Origin of the sequence: Cupriavidus pauculus, assembly GCF_008801835.1 — a bacterium.
Taxonomy (GTDB): Bacteria; Pseudomonadota; Gammaproteobacteria; order Burkholderiales; family Burkholderiaceae; genus Cupriavidus; species Cupriavidus pauculus.
In genome coordinates this window covers 66,218-85,099 of record NZ_VZOW01000016.1, presented here as the reverse complement: position 1 = coordinate 85,099, position 18,882 = coordinate 66,218, and the positions used below count along the sequence as shown (strand labels likewise).

The following is an 18,882-nucleotide window of genomic DNA, read 5'->3' as shown; positions in this document are numbered from 1 at the left end:
GGGCAAAGATCAGCGGATCTCGGCCGTGTAGCGGAAGGCATAGGCATCGCCCCGGGTCAGCCGGTATTCGACGCAATGGCCCTGGATATCGAACGCCTGGCGCGTGACCAGTGCGCAGGGGTGGGATGCGGGCAGCGCCAGCAGGTCGGCCTCGTCGGCATCGAGCAGCCGGAAGGTCACCTCGTCCATCGCACGGTGCACCGTGATGCCGCAACGCTGGCTCAACAGCGGATAGAGCAGTGCGCCCCACTCGGCCGGCGGCGTGTCCTGCAGAGCGGCACAACGCGGCAGCGGCAGCCAGATCGATTCGAGCAGACGCGGGGTGTCCGCCACCCAACGACGCCGGCTGATGGCGAGACCGCGTGCGCCTGCTTCAAGCCCGAAGCGCGCTGCCATCGCCTTGTCCAGGCGCACGCTGCGGCACGACAGGATCTCCGAGCGCGGCACCGCCGTGGGCGCAGCGTCGGCATCGGCCTCGGAACGGAAGCGGAAAAAACGCATCATGCTCGCGCCCGAGAGCCCGGTGCGCACGTACGTTCCCTTGCCCTGCACCCGTTCCAGCAGACCCTGCCGCACCAGCACCGCAATCGCCTGCCGGATCGTGCCAAGCGCGATACCGAACTCTGCCGCCAGCGTGCTTTCGGCCGGAATGGCGCTGCCCGGCGACCATTCGCCAATGACGACCTTGTGCTGCAATTGCGCGGCAATCTGCCCGTAGCGGCTCATGCCTGGCGCGGCGGCGACCGATTGGGCGATGGCATTGTCTGGCATCTCGTGTCCGTGTTAGATTGCACTCCTATAGAGGACTAGAGTACCCGGACACGCACAGGCCGCCATATCGGGGCTAACCCGCACACAGGAGAATCGTGTCGATGACGACAACCGAGACGCTGGTGGATTGCCACTTTCATGTGTTCGATGCCGGCGTTGCCGTGGCGTCGGCGCGTTATCGCCCGCCGTACGACGCGCCGCTGGAGGGCTGGCTGTCGATGGCCGGCACGGTGCGCGGCCCGGCGGCCGATCCCTATGGCGTGGTGGTGCAGACCAGCTTTCTGGGCACCGACAACTCGGCGATGCTGGCCGCGCTGCGGCGCATGCCGGAGCGGCTGCGCGGCGTGGCGGTGGTCGATCCGTCCGCGCCGCCCACCGAACTGGCCGCGCTCGATGCGGCCGGCGTGTGCGGCATCCGCCTGAACCTCTTCGGCGACGCCGGCTGGCGCCGTATCGACACCGCGCCATGGCGCACGTTGTTCCAGCGCATCGCCACGTTGGGCTGGCATATCGAGATCCATACCAACGACGGCGATGGTGCAACCGTGCTGGCCATTCTCGATGGCGCGCTCGGCAGCACACCGGTGCCGGTCGTGCTCGATCATTTCGGCCGCCCTGGCCCGCTGGGCGTCGATGACCCGATCTTCGACACGGCCCGCGCCGTGGGCGCGCGACGCCCGCTGTGGGTCAAGATCAGCGCGCCATACCGGCTGGCCAGCCCGGCCCAGTGGCCAGCACTGACGTTGCAGTGGGCGCAGGTGGCCGGCACCGATCATCTGCTCTGGGGCAGCGACTGGCCGTGGACCAACCACGAGGGCGCGGCGCGCGCCGACGAATGCCGCGCGGCGATGGCGTGGCTGGCGCAACAACCGGAACTCGATGAAGCCGTGCGCTGGCGCAATGCCGCCGCACTCTACGGATTTGCGATCTCGGGCTGAGCCGCGGGCACGGCAAGCCCCGGCGGCAAATCGCCGGATCGTTTTGTGTGCGGGTAGAATGCGCAGCGCGGCGCGCCCTGGCGCGCCAACCGTGATTGCAGGTGCCGGCGACTATCGCCGGTTAAACGGGAAACAGGTGCGCCGCCCGACGGCAATGCCTGTGCTGCCCCCGCAACGGTAAGCAGGTTGGAACTGTCATGCCGGTCCATCGGATCGGCGGCCACTGCGCCCGCAGCATCGGCGTGGGAAGGCGACAACGTTCCCGAAAGCCCTCGTGCTTCAGCCTGCCAGCCCGGATACCGGCCTGTTGTCATCATCGCCACTTCATGCCCGGGCGGGGTCGTCCGGCTTCACGATGAAACACAACTCGTCTGCGCATTCCACTGGCCGCCCGCGCCCAGCCAACCCATCGACGCGCGCCGCGCGCGCACGCCGACCGCGCCTGTTTGCCGCATCGCTCGGCACCGTCGCAAGTCTCAATGCACCTTGCGCGATTGCGGAGGAACTCTCCGAATCGAAAAACAAAGCGCTACCGCCCGTGGTGGTCAGCGAAACAGCCAGCGCGCCGGGCCTGGCGCTTTCCACGCCGGCGTTCACCGGCAGCCGGCTGGGCCTGACGCCCCTGGAAACGCCAGCCAGCGTGGAAGTGCTGGACGGCGAGACGATTCGCGCGCGTGGCGATCAAAGCGTGCGCGAAGCGGTGACGCGCGCCACCGGCATCACTGGCAATCCGGCGCCAGGCAATGGCGGCACTTCGCTGACCGCACGCGGTTTCTCGGGCCAGGGATCGGTCATGCAGTTGCTCGACGGCACGCGCATGTACGTGGCTTCGGGCACCGTCACGTTCCCGTTCGACACCTGGTCGGTGGACCGCATCGAGGTGCTGCGCGGGCCCGCATCGGTGATGTACGGCGAAGGCGCGATCGGCGGCGTGGTCAACGTCGTGCAGAAGAAGCCGATCCGCGGCCCGATCGAGAACGAACTGCAGATCACTGGCGGCACCGAGAAGACCGCGCGCGTGGCGTTCGACAGCGGCGGCAAGGTCAACGACAACCTGTCGTATCGATTTGCCACCGCCTACAACCGCTCGGCCGGTTGGGTCGATCGGGGCGATTCGAACAACCTGATGGTGTCGGCGTCGGTGCGGCTCGATGTCAATCGTGATTTCAACCTGACGCTGTCGTATGACGATGGCACGCAGCATCCGCAGCAGTATCTGGGCACGCCGCTGGTCAACGGCAGCCTGGACACGTCGCTGCGCAAAAAGAACTACAACGTCGGCGATGCGCAGACCAGCTACCGCGACCGCTGGACGCGCCTGAACGCCGAATGGACGCCCAACGAGCGCGTCACGGTGCGCAACCAGTTTTACTACCTGACCAGCCATCGGCACTGGCGCGACAGCGAGACCTATACCTTTCTGCCGGCGACATCGCAGGTGCGCCGCACCGACTATCTGGAAATCCTGCACGACCAGGAACAGGTCGGCAATCGCGCCGACATGACGGTCAAGAGCAGGTTGTTCGGCATGGACAACGCCACGACAGTCGGTTTCGACATCAACAAGATCAACTTCACGCACTCGAACAACTCGCCGTATGGCGGATCGTCCACGGTCAATGCGTACGACTTCGACCCTGGCCTGTTCTTCAGCCCGCCGGGCGTCGTCACGTCGCCGCGCCTGCGCACCAACACCACGCAGTACGCGCTATTCGGCGAGCATCGCATCGCCTTTACACCGCAGTGGTCGGTGATCGGCGGCGTGCGCTTCGACCACGCGGTGCTGTACCGGACCGACCTGGTGGCCAACACGGGCTGGGAGAAGACCTTCGCCAACACCACGTGGCGCTTGGGCACGGTGTACCAGTTCACGCCGAACCTGTCGGTCTACGCGCAGTACGCGACGGCCACCGATCCGCTGGGCGCGCTGGTCACGACGTCGGACGCGCAACGCGGCTTCGATCTCGCCACGGGCAAGCAGTTGGAAGTGGGCGTCAAGCAGACATTCTGGGGCAAGCGCGGCGAATGGACGTTGGCGGCCTACGAGATCCGCAAGAACGATCTGCTGTCGCGTGATCCAGTGAATCCCACCATCACGCAGCAGGTCGGCCAGCAATCGTCGCGCGGGCTGGAGGCATCGGCCAGCGTCGAGATACTGCGCGGACTGCGCGTCGACGTGAATGGCACCGTGCTGCGCGCCCGCTATGACGACTTCACCGAATCGGTCGGCGGCGCTGCGGTGTCGCGCGCCGGCAATGTGCCGACCAGCGTGCCACAGCAGGCCGCCAACGCGTGGCTGAGCTGGAACTTCATGCCGCAGTGGACCTTCGCCGCGGGCCTGCGCTACGTGGGCGGCCGATATGCGGACACCGCCAACAAGGTGCGCGTGCCGAGCTATACGACCGTCGATACCGCGCTGTCGTGGCGCGTATCGAAGCAGGCGGCGCTGACGCTGCGCGTGTACAACCTGTTCAATCGCGACTACGCCGAATCGGTCTCCAACGGCGGCCAGCAATGGCTGCTGGGCAGACCGCGTGCCGCGGAGCTGTCGGCGAACCTATACTTCTGAAGCCGCATTGCCGGGCCAACGCTTGTTGCCCCACTATCCTCCATTCCTCGAAAAAGACGATTCCATGCAAACCGCAAAGATCCCAGCGACCATCGTTACCGGCTTTCTCGGCAGCGGCAAGACCACCCTGCTGCGCCATATTCTCGACAATGCCAATGGGCGTCGCATTGCGGTCATCGTCAATGAATTTGGCGAGCTTGGCATCGATGGCGAGATTCTCAAGGGTTGCGGCATCGGCTGCGATGACCAGGGCGAGCCCACCGGACAACTGTACGAGCTGGCCAATGGATGCCTGTGCTGCACGGTGCAGGAAGAGTTTTTCCCGGTGATGGAGCAACTGCTCGAACGCCGCGACCAGATCGATCACGTGCTGATCGAGACCTCCGGCCTGGCGCTACCCAAGCCGCTGGTGCAGGCGTTTCACTGGCCCAGCATCCGCAATGCGTTCACCGTCGATGCCGTGGTGACCGTGGTCGACGGCCCCGCCGCTGCTGCCGGACAGTTCGCCGCCAATCCGCTGGCCGTCGATGCGCAGCGCCGCGCGGATCCGAACCTCGATCACGAATCGCCCCTGCATGAACTGTTCGAGGATCAACTGGCCAGCGCGGACCTGGTGATCCTGAACAAGACCGACCTGATGGACACCGCGCAGATCGCAGCGGTGGAAGCCCTGGTGCGGCCCGAGATCCCGGCCGAAGTGAAGATCGTCCCCGCGCGGGCCGGCTCGCTCGATGTCAACAGCCTGTTGGGCCTTAACCGCGCATCGGAAGAGACGATTCACCTGCGCATCGATCATCATGGCAGCGCCGACGACCCGGACCACGCCGATCACCATCACGACGAATTCGATTCGGTGGTGGTACAGGCGGGCACGGTCGAGCGCGACACGTTGATCGCCGCGCTGCAGGCGCTGGTGGCACAGCACACGATCTATCGCGTAAAGGGTTTTGCCGAGCTGCCGGGCAAGCCGATGCGGCTGGTGCTGCACGGTGTGGGCCAGCGCTTCGACAGCTATTTTGACCGCGCCTGGCGCGCCGACGAAGCGCGCGGCACGCGCGTGGTGCTGATCGGTCAGGATCTCGATGGCGCGTTGCTGCAGGCTGCGCTGGAGCAGGCGCTGCGCGGTTGATCCGCAGCGACCCGGCGCGCTATCTGTCGCGCGTGACGCTGACGCCGGCATCGACCGTGCCGTAGACGGTCACGCTCGATTCCCGGCCGTCCGGGCCGGGCGCCGTGGCGCATCCGGCAACGGCGCCCAGCACAAGAAAAGCGACGCCGACGAGTGCGGCTTTTCCCACCACCGCTCGCCGTGTGGCATGACGCATGATCCTACACATCGCATTACGCATAACATTCCCTGACGTTTCCTGATTGCGCTTGGAGCCGCGGCCGGCGCGTTAGTTGCATGATTGGCGACAACCAACGCCCGCCCATGCGCGCAGCATCGATATCGATCCGCCGCTGCCGCGAAGCTTCGCTATATTTGTCGGAGCCGGATCGTATTTGCGGTTCTGGCTTATCTAACGATGTCCCGCAATGTGGACAGCAGCGTCGCCGGTACTGCGATGCATGCCGTGTGAGCAACTTTTCAGGAGACAGGAATGACCAGCAAGAACACGATCTGCCTGTGGTTTGAGCGAAACGCCCTGGACGCCGCGAATTTCTACGCCAAGACATTTCCGGACAGTTCGGTCGGCGCCGTGCATCGCGCGCCCGGCGATTATCCCGACGGCAAGGAAGGCGATGTGTTGACGGTGGAATTCACGGTCGTCGGCATTCCGTGCGTCGGACTGAACGGCGGCCCGCATTTCAAGCACAGCGAGGCGTTCTCGTTCCAGATCGCCACCGACGACCAGGCCGAAACGGACCGTTTGTGGGATGCCATCGTCAGCAACGGCGGCCAGGAGAACGCTTGCGGATGGTGCAAGGACCGCTGGGGACTGTCATGGCAGATTACGCCGCGTGCGCTGACCGACGCCGTGATGGGTCCGGACCCCGCGGCCGCCAAACGCGCGTTCAACGCAATGATGACGATGAAGAAGATCGACATTGCCACCATCGAGGCCGCGGTGCGGGGCTGACGCCAGCCGCTTGTCCGCATGACGTCGCGCCGCCGCGTGGCACGCCCCAGGCCATGCGCACGGCGGTGACGGAGCCTCAGTCGTCGCTGCGGTAGCGCGCGTCCAGCTCGTCGTACTTCGGTTTGCCGACCAGCCGCTGACGCTCACCAAATGGCGCGACGATTGCGGGATCCTCGTCCATCTGGCCATTTGCCTGCAGCAGGTCCAGCGCCGTCTGCATGCCACGCACCGCGCCTTGCAGTGCGGCGTTGGCATAGAGCACCAGGCCATAGCCCAGTTGCTCGAGCGCATCGCGGTTCTGTACCGGCGTCTTGCCGCCGATCACGATATTGATCAGCAACGGCGCATTAAACAGGTTGGGCAGCCGCTCGATATCGGCCACATCCTCGATCGCTTCAAGGAACAGGATATCTGCGCCCGCCTCGGCAAATCGGTAGCCGCGTTCGATCGCGTCCTCGATACGATGCACGGCCGCCGCATCGGTGCGCGCGATGATCTGGAAATTGGCGTCCTCGCGCGTCGGTGGCCGCGTGGATCTTGCCGACCATCTCGCCGGCGCTCACCACCTGCTTGCCTGAAAAATGGCCGCATTTTTTCGGCATCACCTGATCTTCGAGCTGAATCGCGTCGGCGCCCGCGCGTTCCAGCGTGCGCACCGCGTGATGCACATTCAAGGCATTGCCGAAGCCCGTATCGGCGTCGACGATCAAGGGCAGCGTCACGGCGTCGCGCACGCGCGCCGTATGCTCGGCCATGTCGCTCAGGCCGACAAAGCCCAGATCGGGCAGTCCAAACGACATGTTGGTGACGCCCGCGCCGGTCAGATACACCGCTTGAAAACCCAGGTCCTCGATCACGCGCGCGCTCATCGCATTAAACGCGCCGGGCACCAGCAGCGCCTGCTTCGCGGCAATCCGCTGCCGAAACGCCTGACGGCGGGAAGATGCAAGGGAAGTCATGGGGGCTCCTGTACGGCGGAATTCGCCGCGAGTTTGCGTGGAAGATCCCGCCCGGCGGCGGCGTGCCGTCGTCGAAGAGTACACCCGATCCGCGCCCTCGACGTGACAACGCCAAGCACGATGACGACGGATTCATTAACATGAGCGCTTTCGCCACAAGAGACCGACGAACCCCATGAGCGCCCTGTCCTCGTTTCCGATCACCCGCAAATGGCCGGCACAGCATCCGGACCGCCTGCAGTTGTACTCGCTGAACACGCCCAACGGCATCAAGGTGTCGCTGATGCTGGAAGAAACCGGTCTGCCGTACGAGCCGCACCTGGTCAGATTCGACCGGAACGACCAGACCTCGCCGGAATTCCTGTCGCTGAATCCGACCAACAAGATTCCCACGATCATCGATCCCAACGGCCCGGGCGGCAAGCCGCTGGCGCTGTGGGAATCGGGCGCGATTCTGATCTATCTGGCCGAAAAGACCGGCAAATTCATGTCCGCCGATCCCGCCTTGCGTTACGAGACGATCCAGTGGGTCATGTTCCAGATGGGCAGCATCGGCCCGATGTTTGGCCAGGTGGGCTTCTTCCACAAGTTCGCCGGCAAGGACTACGAGGACAAGCGTCCGCGCGACCGCTACGTCGCCGAAGCCAAACGCCTGCTGAAGGTGCTGAACGAGCGGCTCAAGGGCCGCCAGTGGATCATGGGTGACGACTACACCATCGCCGATATCGCGACCCTCCCGTGGGTGCGCAATCTGCTGGGCTTCTATGAGGCCGGCGATCTGGTGGGCATCGACAACTTCCCCGAGGTGCAGCGTGTGCTCGCCGCATTCGTAGCGCGCCCGGCCGTGCAACGCGCGGTGGATATTCCCAAGCGGCCCGAGTAAGCCGCCGGTCCGCATTTTCCAGCTGCAATACCACGCATCTATGCGGAGAAGCCGAGCAGCGCGCTGATGGTGCCGGCTTCGTCGCGTACCGCGTTGGCAATCGGGCCGTCCAGCGCGGCATCGAAGCCGCCCGTGGCGCCCAGCGCGGTCAGCACGGCGCAAACGCGCCCCGTGTAATCGCGCACCGGCGCGGCTACCGCGCTGATGCCCTTCAAATTGGTATCGCGCACCGCGGCGCAGCCGTGCGCACGCACCACGTCGCGCAGCTTGCCCAGCGGATCGTCTCGATCGAGGCCGGTGCGCTGCTCCGGCGTCAGCGCATCGAGTTCCGCCTGAGCCAGCGCCTGCACCGTCGAATCGTCTAGCAAGCCCAGAAAGACGCGTCCCGTGGCCGACCACAGCAGCGGCATCACCGATCCCACGCGCGCATTCACGATCACCGGCAAACCCGGTTCCTCGATCCGCACGATGGTCGGGCCCTTGTTGCCCATCACCGCAATAAAACAGGTCACTTCCAGGCGCTCGCGCAGCCGCACCAGCGACGCTTCCGCCAGCCGGATCGGGTCGGCCTGCCGCATCGCCGCCAGACCGATCTGCAAGGCCTCGATGCCCAGGTGGTACTGCTGCGTGCCGGCCTCCTGCGCGACAAATCCCGCTTCGATCAGGCTGACCAGATAGCGATGCATCTTTGCCGGGCTTTCATCGATCTGCGCGGCGATGGCGGTCAGGCTGGCGCGGCCGCCCAGGCGCGCCAGCGCCTTGAGCACGGACATGCCGGTTTCGGCGGCCTGCACGCGTTGACGTCGTTCGCGCGGACGCGCGAGGCCAGGGGCGTCGGCCGGGTCGGATGGAGTCGTCATGGGCGCTGAGGTTAACCCTCATTCAACGATTACGCAATGCGTATATGATTTACGCAAAACGCGCCAAACACCATCCGGCCAAATACCAAGGAGACAATCCAATGCCCCGCTTCCAGCCCGCTGCGCTGCTAGCCGTGTCGTTTGCCATGGCGCTGAGCGCCGCCACGGCACATGCCGCCGACGCCTATCCATCGAAACCGATCCGCTGGATCGTGCCGTATGCGGCCGGCGGCGGCTCGGACTTTCTGGCGCGCACGATCGGCCAGGGGCTGTCGAGCCGCGTCGGCCAGCCGGTGGTGGTCGACAACAAGCCGGGCGGCAACACCGCGATTGGCGCGTCGGAAACCGCTCGCGCGAGCGCTGACGGCTACACCGTGCTGTCGGCCGACAACGGCACACTGGTGTTCAATCCCGCGCTGTACAAGTCGCTTTCGTACAACCCGACGCGCGATCTGGCGCCCGTGACATTGCTGGGCCGCTTTCCGATGATCCTGGTGGTGGGCCCGGGCACGCAGGCCAAGACCGCGCAGGAATTCATCGCGCAAGTGAAGGCCACGCCGGGCGGCGTCAATTACGGTTCGGCCGGCGCGGGCAGCCCGCACCATCTGGCCATGGAACTGCTCAAGGTGGAAGCCCATCTGACCATGACGCACGCGCCGTACCGCGGCGCGGCGCCGGCGTTGTCCGATGTGGCGGCGGGCCAGATCCCGGCCATGATGGTCGACTACGCCGCGGGCGCGGGCTTCATCAAGGGCGGCAAGGTGCGTCCTCTGGCCGTGGCCAACGCCACGCGCCTGCCGCAGTTGCCGGACGTGCCGACCTTCGCCGAACTTGGCTACAAGAACGTGCAAGCGGCCGCGCTGGTCGGCATGGTGGCGCCCGCCGCGACGCCGCCCGACGTGATCGACACGCTGAACCGCCAGGTGGTGGCATCGCTGAAGGATCCGGCCATCAACAAGAAGCTGGTCGACTTCGGCGTGGAACCGGTTGGCAATTCGCCGGCGCAGTTCAGCGAACTGCTGCGCGCGGAAACGGCACGCTGGACCCGGCTGATTGCCAACCTGAAGATTTCGCTCGACTGACATGACATGCCGCGCGCGGCGCCGCCCTGCTGCCGCGCCGCTTTGCTGTTCCGCTGTTGGAGTTCCGTATGTCCCAAGCTTTCCCGCCTGCGCAGCGCGCGGGCTGTCCCGTCGACCACTCGGGCCTGCGCGCGCCCAATGGCTGTCCGGTCAGCCACAATGCGGCGGCGTTCGATCCATTCGAGGACGGCTACCAGCAGGATCCGCCCGACTACGTGCGCTGGTCGCGCGAGCAGGAGCCCGTGTTCTACAGCCCGAAGCTCGGCTATTGGGTGGTCACGCGCTACGACGACATCAAAGCGATCTTTCGCGACAACATCACGTTCAGCCCCGCCATCGCACTCGAAAAAATCACCCCGACCGGTAAAGAGGCAAATGCGGTGCTGGCGTCGTACGGCTACGCGATGAACCGCACGCTGGTCAACGAGGACGAACCGGCGCACATGCCGCGCCGCCGCGCGTTGATGGAACCGTTCACCCCTGCCGAACTGGCGCATCACGAACCGATGGTGCGGCGCCTGACGCGCGAATACGTGAATCGCTTTATCGACGATGGGCGCGCCGATCTGGTGGATCAGTTGCTTTGGGAAGTGCCGCTGACCGTGGCGCTGCATTTTCTTGGCGTGCCCGAAGAAGACATGGATCTGCTGCGCCAGTATTCCATCGCGCATACGGTGAACACCTGGGGCCGCCCGAAACCCGAGGAACAGGTGGCCGTGGCGCACGCGGTCGGCAATTTCTGGCAACTGGCGGGGCGCATTCTCGACAAGATGCGCGAGGACCCTTCCGGGCCTGGCTGGATGCAGTACGGCCTGCGCAAGCAGCGCGAACTGCCCGAGGTGGTGACCGACTCGTACCTGCATTCGATGATGATGGCTGGCATCGTGGCCGCGCACGAAACCACTGCCAATGCATCGGCCAACGCGATCAAGCTACTACTGCAACATCCCGACGTGTGGCGCGAGATCTGCGAGGATCCCGCGCTGATCCCCAACGCGGTGGAGGAATGCCTGCGCCACAACGGCTCCGTGGCCGCCTGGCGACGCGTCGTCACGCGCGACACCATTGTCGGCGGCATTGCGCTGACGGCGGGCAGCAAGCTGCTGATCGTGACCTCGTCGGCCAACCATGATGAGCGCCATTTCGCCGATGCGGACCTGTTCGATATCCACCGCGACAACGCCAGCGATCAGCTCACCTTTGGCTACGGCGCGCACCAGTGCATGGGCAAGAACCTCGCGCGCATGGAAATGCAGATTTTCCTTGAGGAGCTGACCAGCCGGCTGCCGCATCTGCGACTGGCCGAGCAGCGCTTCACCTATGTGCCCAACACGTCGTTCCGCGGTCCCGAGCATCTCTGGGTCGAATGGGATCCGGCGCAGAATCCGGAGCGCGTAAATACCGCCGTCCTGGCGCCGCGCGACGCGGTGCGCATCGGCGAACCGTCCGGCGCGTCGATGGGCCGCACGCTGGTCGTGCAGGCGCTGGAGCGCGCAGCCGACGATGTGCTGAGGATCCGGCTCGCCGCGCCGGATGGCCGCGCGCTGCCGCGCTGGAGCGCCGGGTCGCATATCGATGTCGAATGCGGCAATAGCGGCATCTCGCGGCAATATTCGCTATGCGGCAATCCTGACGATCTCGGCGTATTCGAGATCGCCGTGCTGCGCGAAGCGCAAAGCCGCGGCGGGTCCACGTGGATTCACGGCGGCCTGCGCGTGGGCGATCGCGTTAAGGTGCGGGGCCCGCGCAACCACTTCCGGCTCGACGAAACCTGCCGCAAGGCGATCTTCATTGCCGGAGGCATCGGCGTCACGCCGATCAGCGCCATGGCGCGGCGAGCGAAAGCGCTCGGCATCGATTACGTGATTCATTACTGCGGCCGCTCGCGCACGGCGATGGCGCTGCTCGACGAACTCGCCGCGCTGCACGGTGCGCGCTTGCAGGCGCATGTACGCGACGAGGGCCAGCGCGCCGACTTCGCGCAAATCCTCGGCACGCCTGACGGCAACACGCAGATCTATGCATGCGGCCCGGCGCGCATGATCGACGCGCTGCAGGCGTGCTGCGCGCAATGGCCCGAAGACAGCTTGCGCGTCGAGCACTTCAGCTCGACGCTGGGCGCACTCGATCCCGACCGCGAACAGCCATTTACGGTGGAACTGAAGGATTCGGGCCTGACGCTGGATGTCCCTGCCACGCAGACACTACTGCAGGCGCTGCGCTGCGCGAATATCGACGTGCAAAGCGACTGCGAGGAAGGGCTGTGCGGGTCGTGCGAGGTGCGCGTCCTGGCCGGCGACGTTGATCATCGCGACGTGGTACTGACGCGCGCCGAGCGCGACGCCAACGACCGCATGATGTCATGCTGCTCGCGCGCGATGCGCGGCGGCAAGATCGTGCTGGCGCTCTAGCAAGCGCGGCGGCAAGCGGCGAGGCGCCGCGCCGCCGCACAGACGGCGCAACGCCTCACGATTTGCGCGCCTTGCTTGCGCGCTTGCGAATTGCGGGAACCGCGCGCACCGGGCGTTTGCGTTGTGCATCGGCAAATTCGCGGATCAGTTCCACCAGCGCGCGCATCCCGGCCGAAGCATGGCGACGGCTGGGATAGTAGAGACACAGCCCGTCCAGCGGCGGTGTCCAGTCCTCCAGCACGCGCACGAGCGTGCCGGCCCGCACATCGGCGTCAACGTTCCATTCGGTCAGATAGGCCAGCCCAAGGCCGGCGCGCACCGCTTTCAACATCAGGCCTGCATCGTCCAGCGTCAGCGCGCCATCGCCGTCAAAGCGCATGACCTCCCCATGCCGTTCGAATTCCCAGTGGTAGATCGCGCCGCTCGGCATGCGGCTGCGGATGCAGCGATGCGCCTTGAGATCGGCCGGCGTGCGCGGCTTGCGATGGTCCGCAAAATATGCCGGGCTGCCGACCACGGCAAAGCGCTGGCGATCGCCAAACGGCACCGCGATCATGTCCTGCGGCACGGTGCCTGCCAGGCGGATGCCGGCATCGAATCCTTCCACGACGATATCGACCAGCTTGTTTTCGGTAACGATGTCCAGCTTCATGTCGGGATAGCGTTGCAGGAACGCCGCGAACACCGGCATCACCTGATGCGCGGCGCCTAGCGACGTATTGATGCGCAGCGTGCCCGACGGCGTATCGCGAAAGTCGCCGGCCTGCGCCATGGCCTCGCGGATCGAGGCCAGCGCGGGCGCCACGCTGCCCACAAACGCACTGCCGGCTTCCGTGAGCGCCACGCTGCGCGTGGTGCGATGGAACAGCCGCACGCCAAGACGCGCTTCCAGCGCGGCCACGGCATGGCTGCGCGCCGAGGTGGACACGCTCAGTTCATTCGCCGCCGCCCGAAAACTGCGATGGCGCGCCACCGCCAGCACCGATTCAAGTTCAGCCAGACCCGAGGTTTTCATTGTCCGATATTGCTCAATAGAACGTCCCGAATTGTACGTCTAGTCAACGCAATCGGCGCGGCCTATCTTGTCATCGAGACCACCAGATACCGGCGCATCGCCGGGCACATCATGCAAATCATCGACAAGATCTACCTCGACGGCGCCTTTGTCGAACCGCACGGCACCGAATGGTTCGACCTGTTCAATCCGGCCACCGAGCAGGTGACAGGCCGCGTGCGACTGGCCGACGCCGTGGACGCGGCGCGCGCCGTGGACGCTGCCCGGCGCGCTTTCACGACGTTTTCCCGCAGTTCCCGCCAGGACCGTCTGGACATGCTGCAGCGCATGCATCGCGCGCTGGCGGCCAGGGAAGCGGACCTGATCGAGGCGATCGTCGAGGAATATGGCGCGCCCGCATCACGCGCGCGATGGATGGCGCGGCACGCCAGCGACGTGCTACTGGACGCTGCCAACGTGCTGCAGGATTTTCCGTTCACCCGGCGCGCCGGCAGTGCGGAAGTCATCATGCAGCCGCTCGGCGTGGCGGGGCTGATCACGCCGTGGAACAACGATGCGGGTTTCATCGCAGGCAAGCTGGCGGTGGCGCTGGCCGCAGGCTGCACGGCCGTGATCAAGCCCAGCGAGATGAGCGCCATGCAGACGCGCATCGTCACGGAGGCGCTGCACGCGGCGGAATTACCGGCCGGCGTGTTCAATATCGTCACGGGCCGCGGCGAAACCGTGGGCGCCGCCATCGCCACCCATCCCGACGTCGCCAAGCTGTCTTTCACGGGCTCCACCGCGGTGGGCAAAGCGATCCTGCGCGGCGCAGCCGAAACCTTGAAGCGCACCACGCTGGAGCTGGGCGGCAAGTCACCAGTCATCGTGCTCGACGATGCAAATTTCGACGAGGCCGTGCCGCTGGCGCTGCAGGCCGGCTTCATGAACAGCGGACAGGCTTGCATTGCCGGCACGCGCATCCTGGTGCCCGCGGCGTCGCTGCGCGCGTTCGAAGCGCACGTGGTGAAAGCCGTCGCCGAGTTTCGTTCGGGTGATCCGCGTGATGCGGCAACCAGCATCGGCCCGATGGTCAGCCAGAAACAATGGGATCGCGTGCAGCGCTATATCCGCATCGGGCTGGAAGAAGGCGCGCGTCTGATCGCTGGCGGCGTGGGACGCCCCGACGGCATCGATGCAGGATGGTTCGTGCGGCCGACCGTGTTCAGCGACGTCACCAACGACATGACCATCGCACGCGAGGAAATCTTTGGCCCGGTGCTGTCGATCATCGCCTATCACGACACGGAGGACGCGATACGGATGGCCAACGACACTGCCTATGGCCTGCAGGCCTATGTGTTGTCGTCGAACACCGCGCGGGCGCGCGAGGTGGCATTGCAGATCGAAGCCGGGCGCGTGCTGGTCAACACGCTGCGTCATGAACCCGCGGCACCGTTCGGCGGATTCAAGCAATCGGGCATCGGCCGCGAATACGGGACCTTCGGCCTGGAGGCGTTCATGGAGCCGAAGTCGTTGCTCGGCGTGGCCTGAGACGGCCGGGCGCGACGGCGGTGCGTTGCGCGCGTGGGCGCCGCTAGACCGCGCCGACGCAGTCGATCTGTGCCTGCAACTCGTCCGTCTCGACCGCTTCGGCCATGCTGGAGCCGAGCACGAATTGGTCGCGACCGCGCTGCTTGGCCAGGTAGAGCGCGCGGTCGGCATCGGCGAACAGGTTGCGCCAAAGCCCTTCGCGGCTGGGCGGCCCGCCATGCAACTGCGCGATGCCGATGCTGACGCTGGCGTGGCCGCCCCCGCCCGGCAACTGGATGGCGCGCACCTTGCGCAGGATGCGGTTGGCCAGTGCGGTCGCCTGGTGCTCGTCGGTATGAGGGCAGAGAATGCAGAACTCCTCGCCGCCGTAGCGGGCGGCGATATCGGACGCCCGCCGTGAATTATCGAGCGCGGTGGCAATCTCGCGCAGCACGCTGTCGCCAGCGTGATGGCCGTGGCGGTCGTTCACCAGCTTGAAATGATCGACGTCGATCACCAGGCACGACAGCGCGTCACCGTCGCGCTGCCAGCGCGCCACCATCGCCACCGCCGTCATGTCCAGCGCGCCACGATTGAGCAGGCCAGTCAGCGCATCCAGGCGCGCACCGTTTTCGTTCTGCGCGATGATCTGCTCCATCGCCATCAGGCTGAAGCCGAACAGGCCCAGCAACACCGCCACCATTGGCGCCAGCGGCCAGATGCTGGAGCTGGTCTGCAGGAAGAACGGCGTGATGGCAATGCCCTTGAACGCCGCTCCATAGCTGAGCGCGGCCACCTGCGAGCCAAGCAGCACCAGATGCGACGCCAGCACCAGCGGTCCGCCGATGCTGGTGCGCCCGCGCTTGCTGCCCAGCATGGTGACAATGGTGGCAAACGAGATCATCGCCAGCATGCCGTAGGCCACGCCGTGCACCAGCAGCCGGCCATCGGACACGCCCGCCATCAGCACCATCAGCACGAACGCCACAATACCGATGCCGCGCAGCAGCGCGGCGCGATCGGGCAGACCGTAGTAGGCGCGCACGCCGCGATAGATCGTCAGGCGGCCGATCAGATAGAAACCGGCCCCCAGCGCGGCAAGCTGCAGCGATCCGTCGGCGGCGCCGGCGGCCACCACCAGACCGGCGCCGGACGCCACCACATGGCCGGTGGCCCACAGGCGACCCGCGTCGCTTGCGCGCAGCGCAAGGACCAGCCCCGCGGCCATGACCAGGGTGCTGGAGAAAACCACCATCATGACGACCAGAATGGTCTGCTGAGCCAGGTGCACGGGAATTGAAATCCTCTAAAGCTACCGGAGGCGGCTGCCGTTATCCACGTTAACCCTTAACGGGCGACCCAACGGGGCAACGGCTGTTTGATCGGCGCGAAAGCTCGCATCATAGCCCGCGTCCGTGGGTGCGGGCACCCCCGACAAGCCGGGTACACACGCGCCGTAACAGATTGAAATAGAAGGAAAAGCGCGGCGGCGACAAAAAGCGCGGCGGGCATCGCACGGCGGACGCCGCTGGCCGCCGCTACCAGCTCAGTCGTCGTGCGGCAGCGCGAACGGCTGGGCAGGATCGCGCGTGGCGTCGTGCGTTGCGCGAGCCCCGGCCGGCGCGGGCGCCACGTCGGGAAAGCTGCCGCCCAACTCAAGCGTGAGCGCGCGCGCGGCGTCGAGCACCTGCTGGCGAAATGCCGGGGAAAAACGCGGCGTGGGACACGTCAGCGTCAGCGCCCCCTTCAGTTCGCCGCCGGGGCCGAACACCGGCGACGACACGCCGGCGATGTCCGGACTGCGATCGCCGACCAGCGCAATCACGCCTTCATCGCGGATGCGCTGGTAGATCTCTCCGCGCGCGCCGGCAAATGCGCGCAGCACGCGGCCGCCCGCGCCGCGGTTGCGCGGCAGCAGGTCGCCGGCGCGGATATGGTCGCGCACCGGCTGCGGCGAATCCACGCGATACAGGCACAGCCGATGTTCGCCCTGTTCGACATGAAACGCCGCCGATTCGCGCGTGACGCGCACCAGTTCGCGCAGCGCCGGCATCACCACCTGCTCCAGCGAAAACGCCGCCGCGTACACCGCGTTCAGCCGCGCAATCTCGGAGCCCAACGCATAGCGTCCGTCGGGCAGGCGCTGGATCAGCCGCGCATGTTCCAGCGATGCCAGCAGCCGCAGCAGCGTGCTCTTGTACAGGCCGCTGCGCTGTGCCAGTTCGGCCAGGCCCAGCGCGGCATCGCCGATCCGGAACACCGACAGCACGAACAGCGCCCGATCGACGGCGACGGCGCCCCCTTCTGCGGCGTGCTTGTCGGCTTCGGAGATCTGGGCGGCTTTGCGGGGCATCGAGACATGGCCGCAAATCGGCGGCAGTTGGGCAATCGGAACGGGCACTCACCGTATAGAACGGCCTGGGGGTTGTCAATGGAACGGCAACGGCACGCCCGGCGCACGCGCCGCGGACATTGCCGGTATGATGTCGCCTTCCGGGTTTTCCCTAGGTTTTCATTCCTGAATGCGAAAGTCCGGCCACTTGCGCGCCCCCAAATCACGATGTCTTCCCCAAGCCTTTCCCCGGCGTCGCCGCCGCATGGCGAATCCGCCACTGATAATGTGACCCGCCGTATCCTTGCCGTGGTCGCCTTCAACTTCATCGCGTATCTCGCGGTGGGTCTGCCGCTGGCGGTGGTGCCCGGCTTCGTGCACGGCGATCTCGGCTACAGCGCGGTGCTGGCCGGACTTGCCGTCAGCATCCAGTATCTGGCCACGCTGCTGAGCCGCCCGTGGGCCGGCACGCTGTGCGATACGCAGGGGCCCAAGCGGTCCGTGCTCACCGGCCTGATGCTTTGCACCGGCAGCGGCGTGCTGACGCTGATCGCCGCGTTGTTTGCCGGCAGCCACTGGCTGGGACTGACGTGGCTGCTGGCGGCGCGGCTGATGCTGGGCGCCGGCGAAAGCCTGGTCACCACCGGCACGATCGCGTGGGGCATCAGCAGCGCCGGGGCGCGGCACACCGCCAAGGTGATCTCGTGGAACGGCATCACCACCTATGGCGCGCTGGCCGTGGGTGCGCCGGTGGGTGTGGTGTTGGCCGGATTCGGCGGGCTCGGCACGATTGGCGTGGTGACGGCCGTGATCGCTGGCGTGGCGTTGCTGCTGGCGCGCCGCCGCCCGCCCGTGCCGATCCTCAAGGGCGAGCGCCTGCCGTTTCGCCGCGTGTTTCGCGCCATGACCCCGTTCGGGCTTTGCCTGGCGCTGGGGTCGGTCGGCTTTGGCGTGATCACCGCATTTATTACGCTCTATTACGCCAACCATGGCTGGGACCACGCCGCGCTGGCGCTGACGGCGCTGGGCACCTGCTTCGTGCTGACGCGACTGGTGATGGCCGATGCGATCGGACGATTTGGCGGCTATGCGGTCGCGCTGGTGTCGTTTGCCGTGGAAGCGGCCGGGCTTGCCATCATCTGGATGGCTCATGCGCCATGGCAGGCGCTGGCCGGCGCCGCGGTGGTCGGGTTCGGCTTCTCGCTGGTGTTTCCCGCACTGGGCATGGAAGCGGTCAAGCGCGTGCCCGCGACCAACCGCGGCTCGGCGCTCGGCGCTTACGCACTGTTCCTCGATTTCGCGCTGGGCCTGACCGGCCCGGTGGCCGGCCTGATCGCCAAACACGGCGGCTATCCGGCCGTGTACCTGTTTGCCGCGCTCAGCGCGCTGGCCGCGTTGGGATTGAGCCAGGTGCTGGCCGTGCGCTACCGCGCCCAGTTGGCGCCTGCCGCCTGAGCGATGGCGTTGGC

The 18,882-nt window shown here is 66.2% G+C and carries 15 protein-coding genes, 1 pseudogene and 1 riboswitch; of the genes and pseudogenes, 9 read left to right on the top strand and 7 right to left on the bottom strand.

Annotation, left to right across the window (positions count from 1 at the left end; all coding sequences use genetic code 11):
- Positions 1–9 precede the first annotated feature (9 nt).
- The gene (locus F7R19_RS17420; protein WP_061957090.1) at positions 10–771 is read right to left on the bottom strand and encodes a GntR family transcriptional regulator; all 762 of its coding nucleotides are present in this window, start codon (positions 769–771) and stop codon (positions 10–12) included.
- 101 nt (positions 772–872) lie between these two features.
- Here F7R19_RS17420 and F7R19_RS17415 point away from each other — a divergent pair, with 101 nt between their 5' ends.
- From F7R19_RS17415 to cobW, 3 genes are all read left to right on the top strand, one after another.
- Positions 873–1,709: an amidohydrolase family protein gene (locus tag F7R19_RS17415; protein WP_150981416.1), complete on the top strand. Its 837-nt coding sequence runs from the start codon at positions 873–875 to the stop codon at positions 1,707–1,709.
- An 82-nt stretch (positions 1,710–1,791) separates the two neighbouring features.
- Positions 1,792–2,031, top strand: a riboswitch (cobalamin riboswitch).
- 33 nt (positions 2,032–2,064) lie between these two features.
- Positions 2,065–4,278, top strand: coding sequence for a TonB-dependent receptor (locus F7R19_RS17410; protein WP_150981415.1), 2,214 nt, complete (start codon positions 2,065–2,067; stop codon positions 4,276–4,278).
- A gap of 64 nt (positions 4,279–4,342) precedes the next feature.
- On the top strand, positions 4,343–5,407 hold the full coding sequence (gene cobW / locus F7R19_RS17405) for a cobalamin biosynthesis protein CobW (protein ID WP_150981414.1): 1,065 nt from the start codon (positions 4,343–4,345) through the stop codon (positions 5,405–5,407).
- A 19-nt stretch (positions 5,408–5,426) separates the two neighbouring features.
- On the opposite strand, the gene F7R19_RS29785 is transcribed toward cobW, so the two are convergent.
- Positions 5,427–5,603, bottom strand: a complete 177-nt coding sequence (locus F7R19_RS29785; protein WP_167585461.1) for a hypothetical protein — start codon at positions 5,601–5,603, stop codon at positions 5,427–5,429.
- Positions 5,604–5,879: 276 nt separating this feature from the next.
- On the opposite strand from F7R19_RS29785, the gene F7R19_RS17400 reads away from it, so the two are divergent.
- Positions 5,880–6,359: a VOC family protein gene (locus tag F7R19_RS17400; RefSeq protein ID WP_061957093.1), complete on the top strand. Its 480-nt coding sequence runs from the start codon at positions 5,880–5,882 to the stop codon at positions 6,357–6,359.
- 76 nt (positions 6,360–6,435) lie between these two features.
- Here F7R19_RS17400 and F7R19_RS17395 read toward each other — a convergent pair.
- Positions 6,436–7,318 (bottom strand): annotated as a pseudogene (locus tag F7R19_RS17395) (isocitrate lyase/PEP mutase family protein).
- Between the two features lie 175 nt (positions 7,319–7,493).
- Here F7R19_RS17395 and F7R19_RS17390 point away from each other — a divergent pair.
- Positions 7,494–8,201 carry a glutathione S-transferase N-terminal domain-containing protein gene (locus F7R19_RS17390; RefSeq protein ID WP_150981413.1) on the top strand — a complete coding sequence of 236 codons (708 nt, stop codon included), beginning with the start codon at positions 7,494–7,496 and terminating at the stop codon, positions 8,199–8,201.
- Positions 8,202–8,239: 38 nt separating this feature from the next.
- On the opposite strand, the gene F7R19_RS17385 is transcribed toward F7R19_RS17390, so the two are convergent.
- Entirely contained in the window at positions 8,240–9,061 is an 822-nt protein-coding gene (locus F7R19_RS17385; RefSeq protein WP_150981412.1) for an IclR family transcriptional regulator, read from the bottom strand.
- 101 nt (positions 9,062–9,162) lie between these two features.
- Between F7R19_RS17385 and F7R19_RS17380 the strand changes: the two genes are divergently transcribed.
- Together F7R19_RS17380 and F7R19_RS17375 are read left to right on the top strand one after the other, a co-directional pair.
- Positions 9,163–10,143 (top strand): Bug family tripartite tricarboxylate transporter substrate binding protein, encoded by a 981-nt coding sequence (locus tag F7R19_RS17380; protein WP_150981411.1) that lies wholly within the window; start codon positions 9,163–9,165, stop codon positions 10,141–10,143.
- Between the two features lie 68 nt (positions 10,144–10,211).
- Positions 10,212–12,554, top strand: coding sequence for a cytochrome P450/oxidoreductase (locus F7R19_RS17375; RefSeq protein WP_150981410.1), 2,343 nt, complete (start codon positions 10,212–10,214; stop codon positions 12,552–12,554).
- Positions 12,555–12,609: 55 nt separating this feature from the next.
- Here F7R19_RS17375 and F7R19_RS17370 read toward each other — a convergent pair whose 3' ends face one another.
- Entirely contained in the window at positions 12,610–13,569 is a 960-nt protein-coding gene (locus tag F7R19_RS17370) for a LysR family transcriptional regulator (protein WP_150981409.1), read from the bottom strand.
- Between the two features lie 111 nt (positions 13,570–13,680).
- Here F7R19_RS17370 and F7R19_RS17365 point away from each other — a divergent pair, with 111 nt between their 5' ends.
- Entirely contained in the window at positions 13,681–15,102 is a 1,422-nt protein-coding gene (locus F7R19_RS17365; RefSeq protein ID WP_150981408.1) for an aldehyde dehydrogenase family protein, read from the top strand.
- 43 nt (positions 15,103–15,145) lie between these two features.
- On the opposite strand, the gene F7R19_RS17360 is transcribed toward F7R19_RS17365, so the two are convergent.
- Both F7R19_RS17360 and F7R19_RS17355 read right to left on the bottom strand, forming a co-directional pair.
- On the bottom strand, positions 15,146–16,372 hold the full coding sequence (locus F7R19_RS17360; RefSeq protein ID WP_061957100.1) for a GGDEF domain-containing protein: 1,227 nt from the start codon (positions 16,370–16,372) through the stop codon (positions 15,146–15,148).
- A 255-nt stretch (positions 16,373–16,627) separates the two neighbouring features.
- The gene (locus F7R19_RS17355; protein WP_061957101.1) at positions 16,628–17,434 is read right to left on the bottom strand and encodes an IclR family transcriptional regulator; all 807 of its coding nucleotides are present in this window, start codon (positions 17,432–17,434) and stop codon (positions 16,628–16,630) included.
- 207 nt (positions 17,435–17,641) lie between these two features.
- On the opposite strand from F7R19_RS17355, the gene F7R19_RS17350 reads away from it, so the two are divergent.
- A complete protein-coding gene (locus F7R19_RS17350; protein ID WP_061957102.1) occupies positions 17,642–18,868 on the top strand; it encodes an MFS transporter in 1,227 nt (408 codons plus the stop codon).
- Positions 18,869–18,882 lie beyond the last annotated feature (14 nt).

Bases quoted from the DNA above. Each gene is read 5' to 3' on its own strand.
- F7R19_RS17420 (WP_061957090.1), bottom strand. From the start codon at position 771: ATGCCAGACAATGCCATCGCCCAATCGGTCGCCGCCGCGCCAGGCATG.
- F7R19_RS17415 (WP_150981416.1), top strand. From the start codon at position 873: ATGACGACAACCGAGACGCTGGTGGATTGCCACTTTCATGTGTTCGAT.
- F7R19_RS17410 (WP_150981415.1), top strand. From the start codon at position 2,065: ATGAAACACAACTCGTCTGCGCATTCCACTGGCCGCCCGCGCCCAGCC.
- cobW (WP_150981414.1), top strand. From the start codon at position 4,343: ATGCAAACCGCAAAGATCCCAGCGACCATCGTTACCGGCTTTCTCGGC.
- F7R19_RS29785 (WP_167585461.1), bottom strand. From the start codon at position 5,603: ATGCGTCATGCCACACGGCGAGCGGTGGTGGGAAAAGCCGCACTCGTC.
- F7R19_RS17400 (WP_061957093.1), top strand. From the start codon at position 5,880: ATGACCAGCAAGAACACGATCTGCCTGTGGTTTGAGCGAAACGCCCTG.
- F7R19_RS17390 (WP_150981413.1), top strand. From the start codon at position 7,494: ATGAGCGCCCTGTCCTCGTTTCCGATCACCCGCAAATGGCCGGCACAG.
- F7R19_RS17385 (WP_150981412.1), bottom strand. From the start codon at position 9,061: ATGACGACTCCATCCGACCCGGCCGACGCCCCTGGCCTCGCGCGTCCG.
- F7R19_RS17380 (WP_150981411.1), top strand. From the start codon at position 9,163: ATGCCCCGCTTCCAGCCCGCTGCGCTGCTAGCCGTGTCGTTTGCCATG.
- F7R19_RS17375 (WP_150981410.1), top strand. From the start codon at position 10,212: ATGTCCCAAGCTTTCCCGCCTGCGCAGCGCGCGGGCTGTCCCGTCGAC.
- F7R19_RS17370 (WP_150981409.1), bottom strand. From the start codon at position 13,569: ATGAAAACCTCGGGTCTGGCTGAACTTGAATCGGTGCTGGCGGTGGCG.
- F7R19_RS17365 (WP_150981408.1), top strand. From the start codon at position 13,681: ATGCAAATCATCGACAAGATCTACCTCGACGGCGCCTTTGTCGAACCG.
- F7R19_RS17355 (WP_061957101.1), bottom strand. From the start codon at position 17,434: ATGCCCCGCAAAGCCGCCCAGATCTCCGAAGCCGACAAGCACGCCGCA.
- F7R19_RS17350 (WP_061957102.1), top strand. From the start codon at position 17,642: ATGTCTTCCCCAAGCCTTTCCCCGGCGTCGCCGCCGCATGGCGAATCC.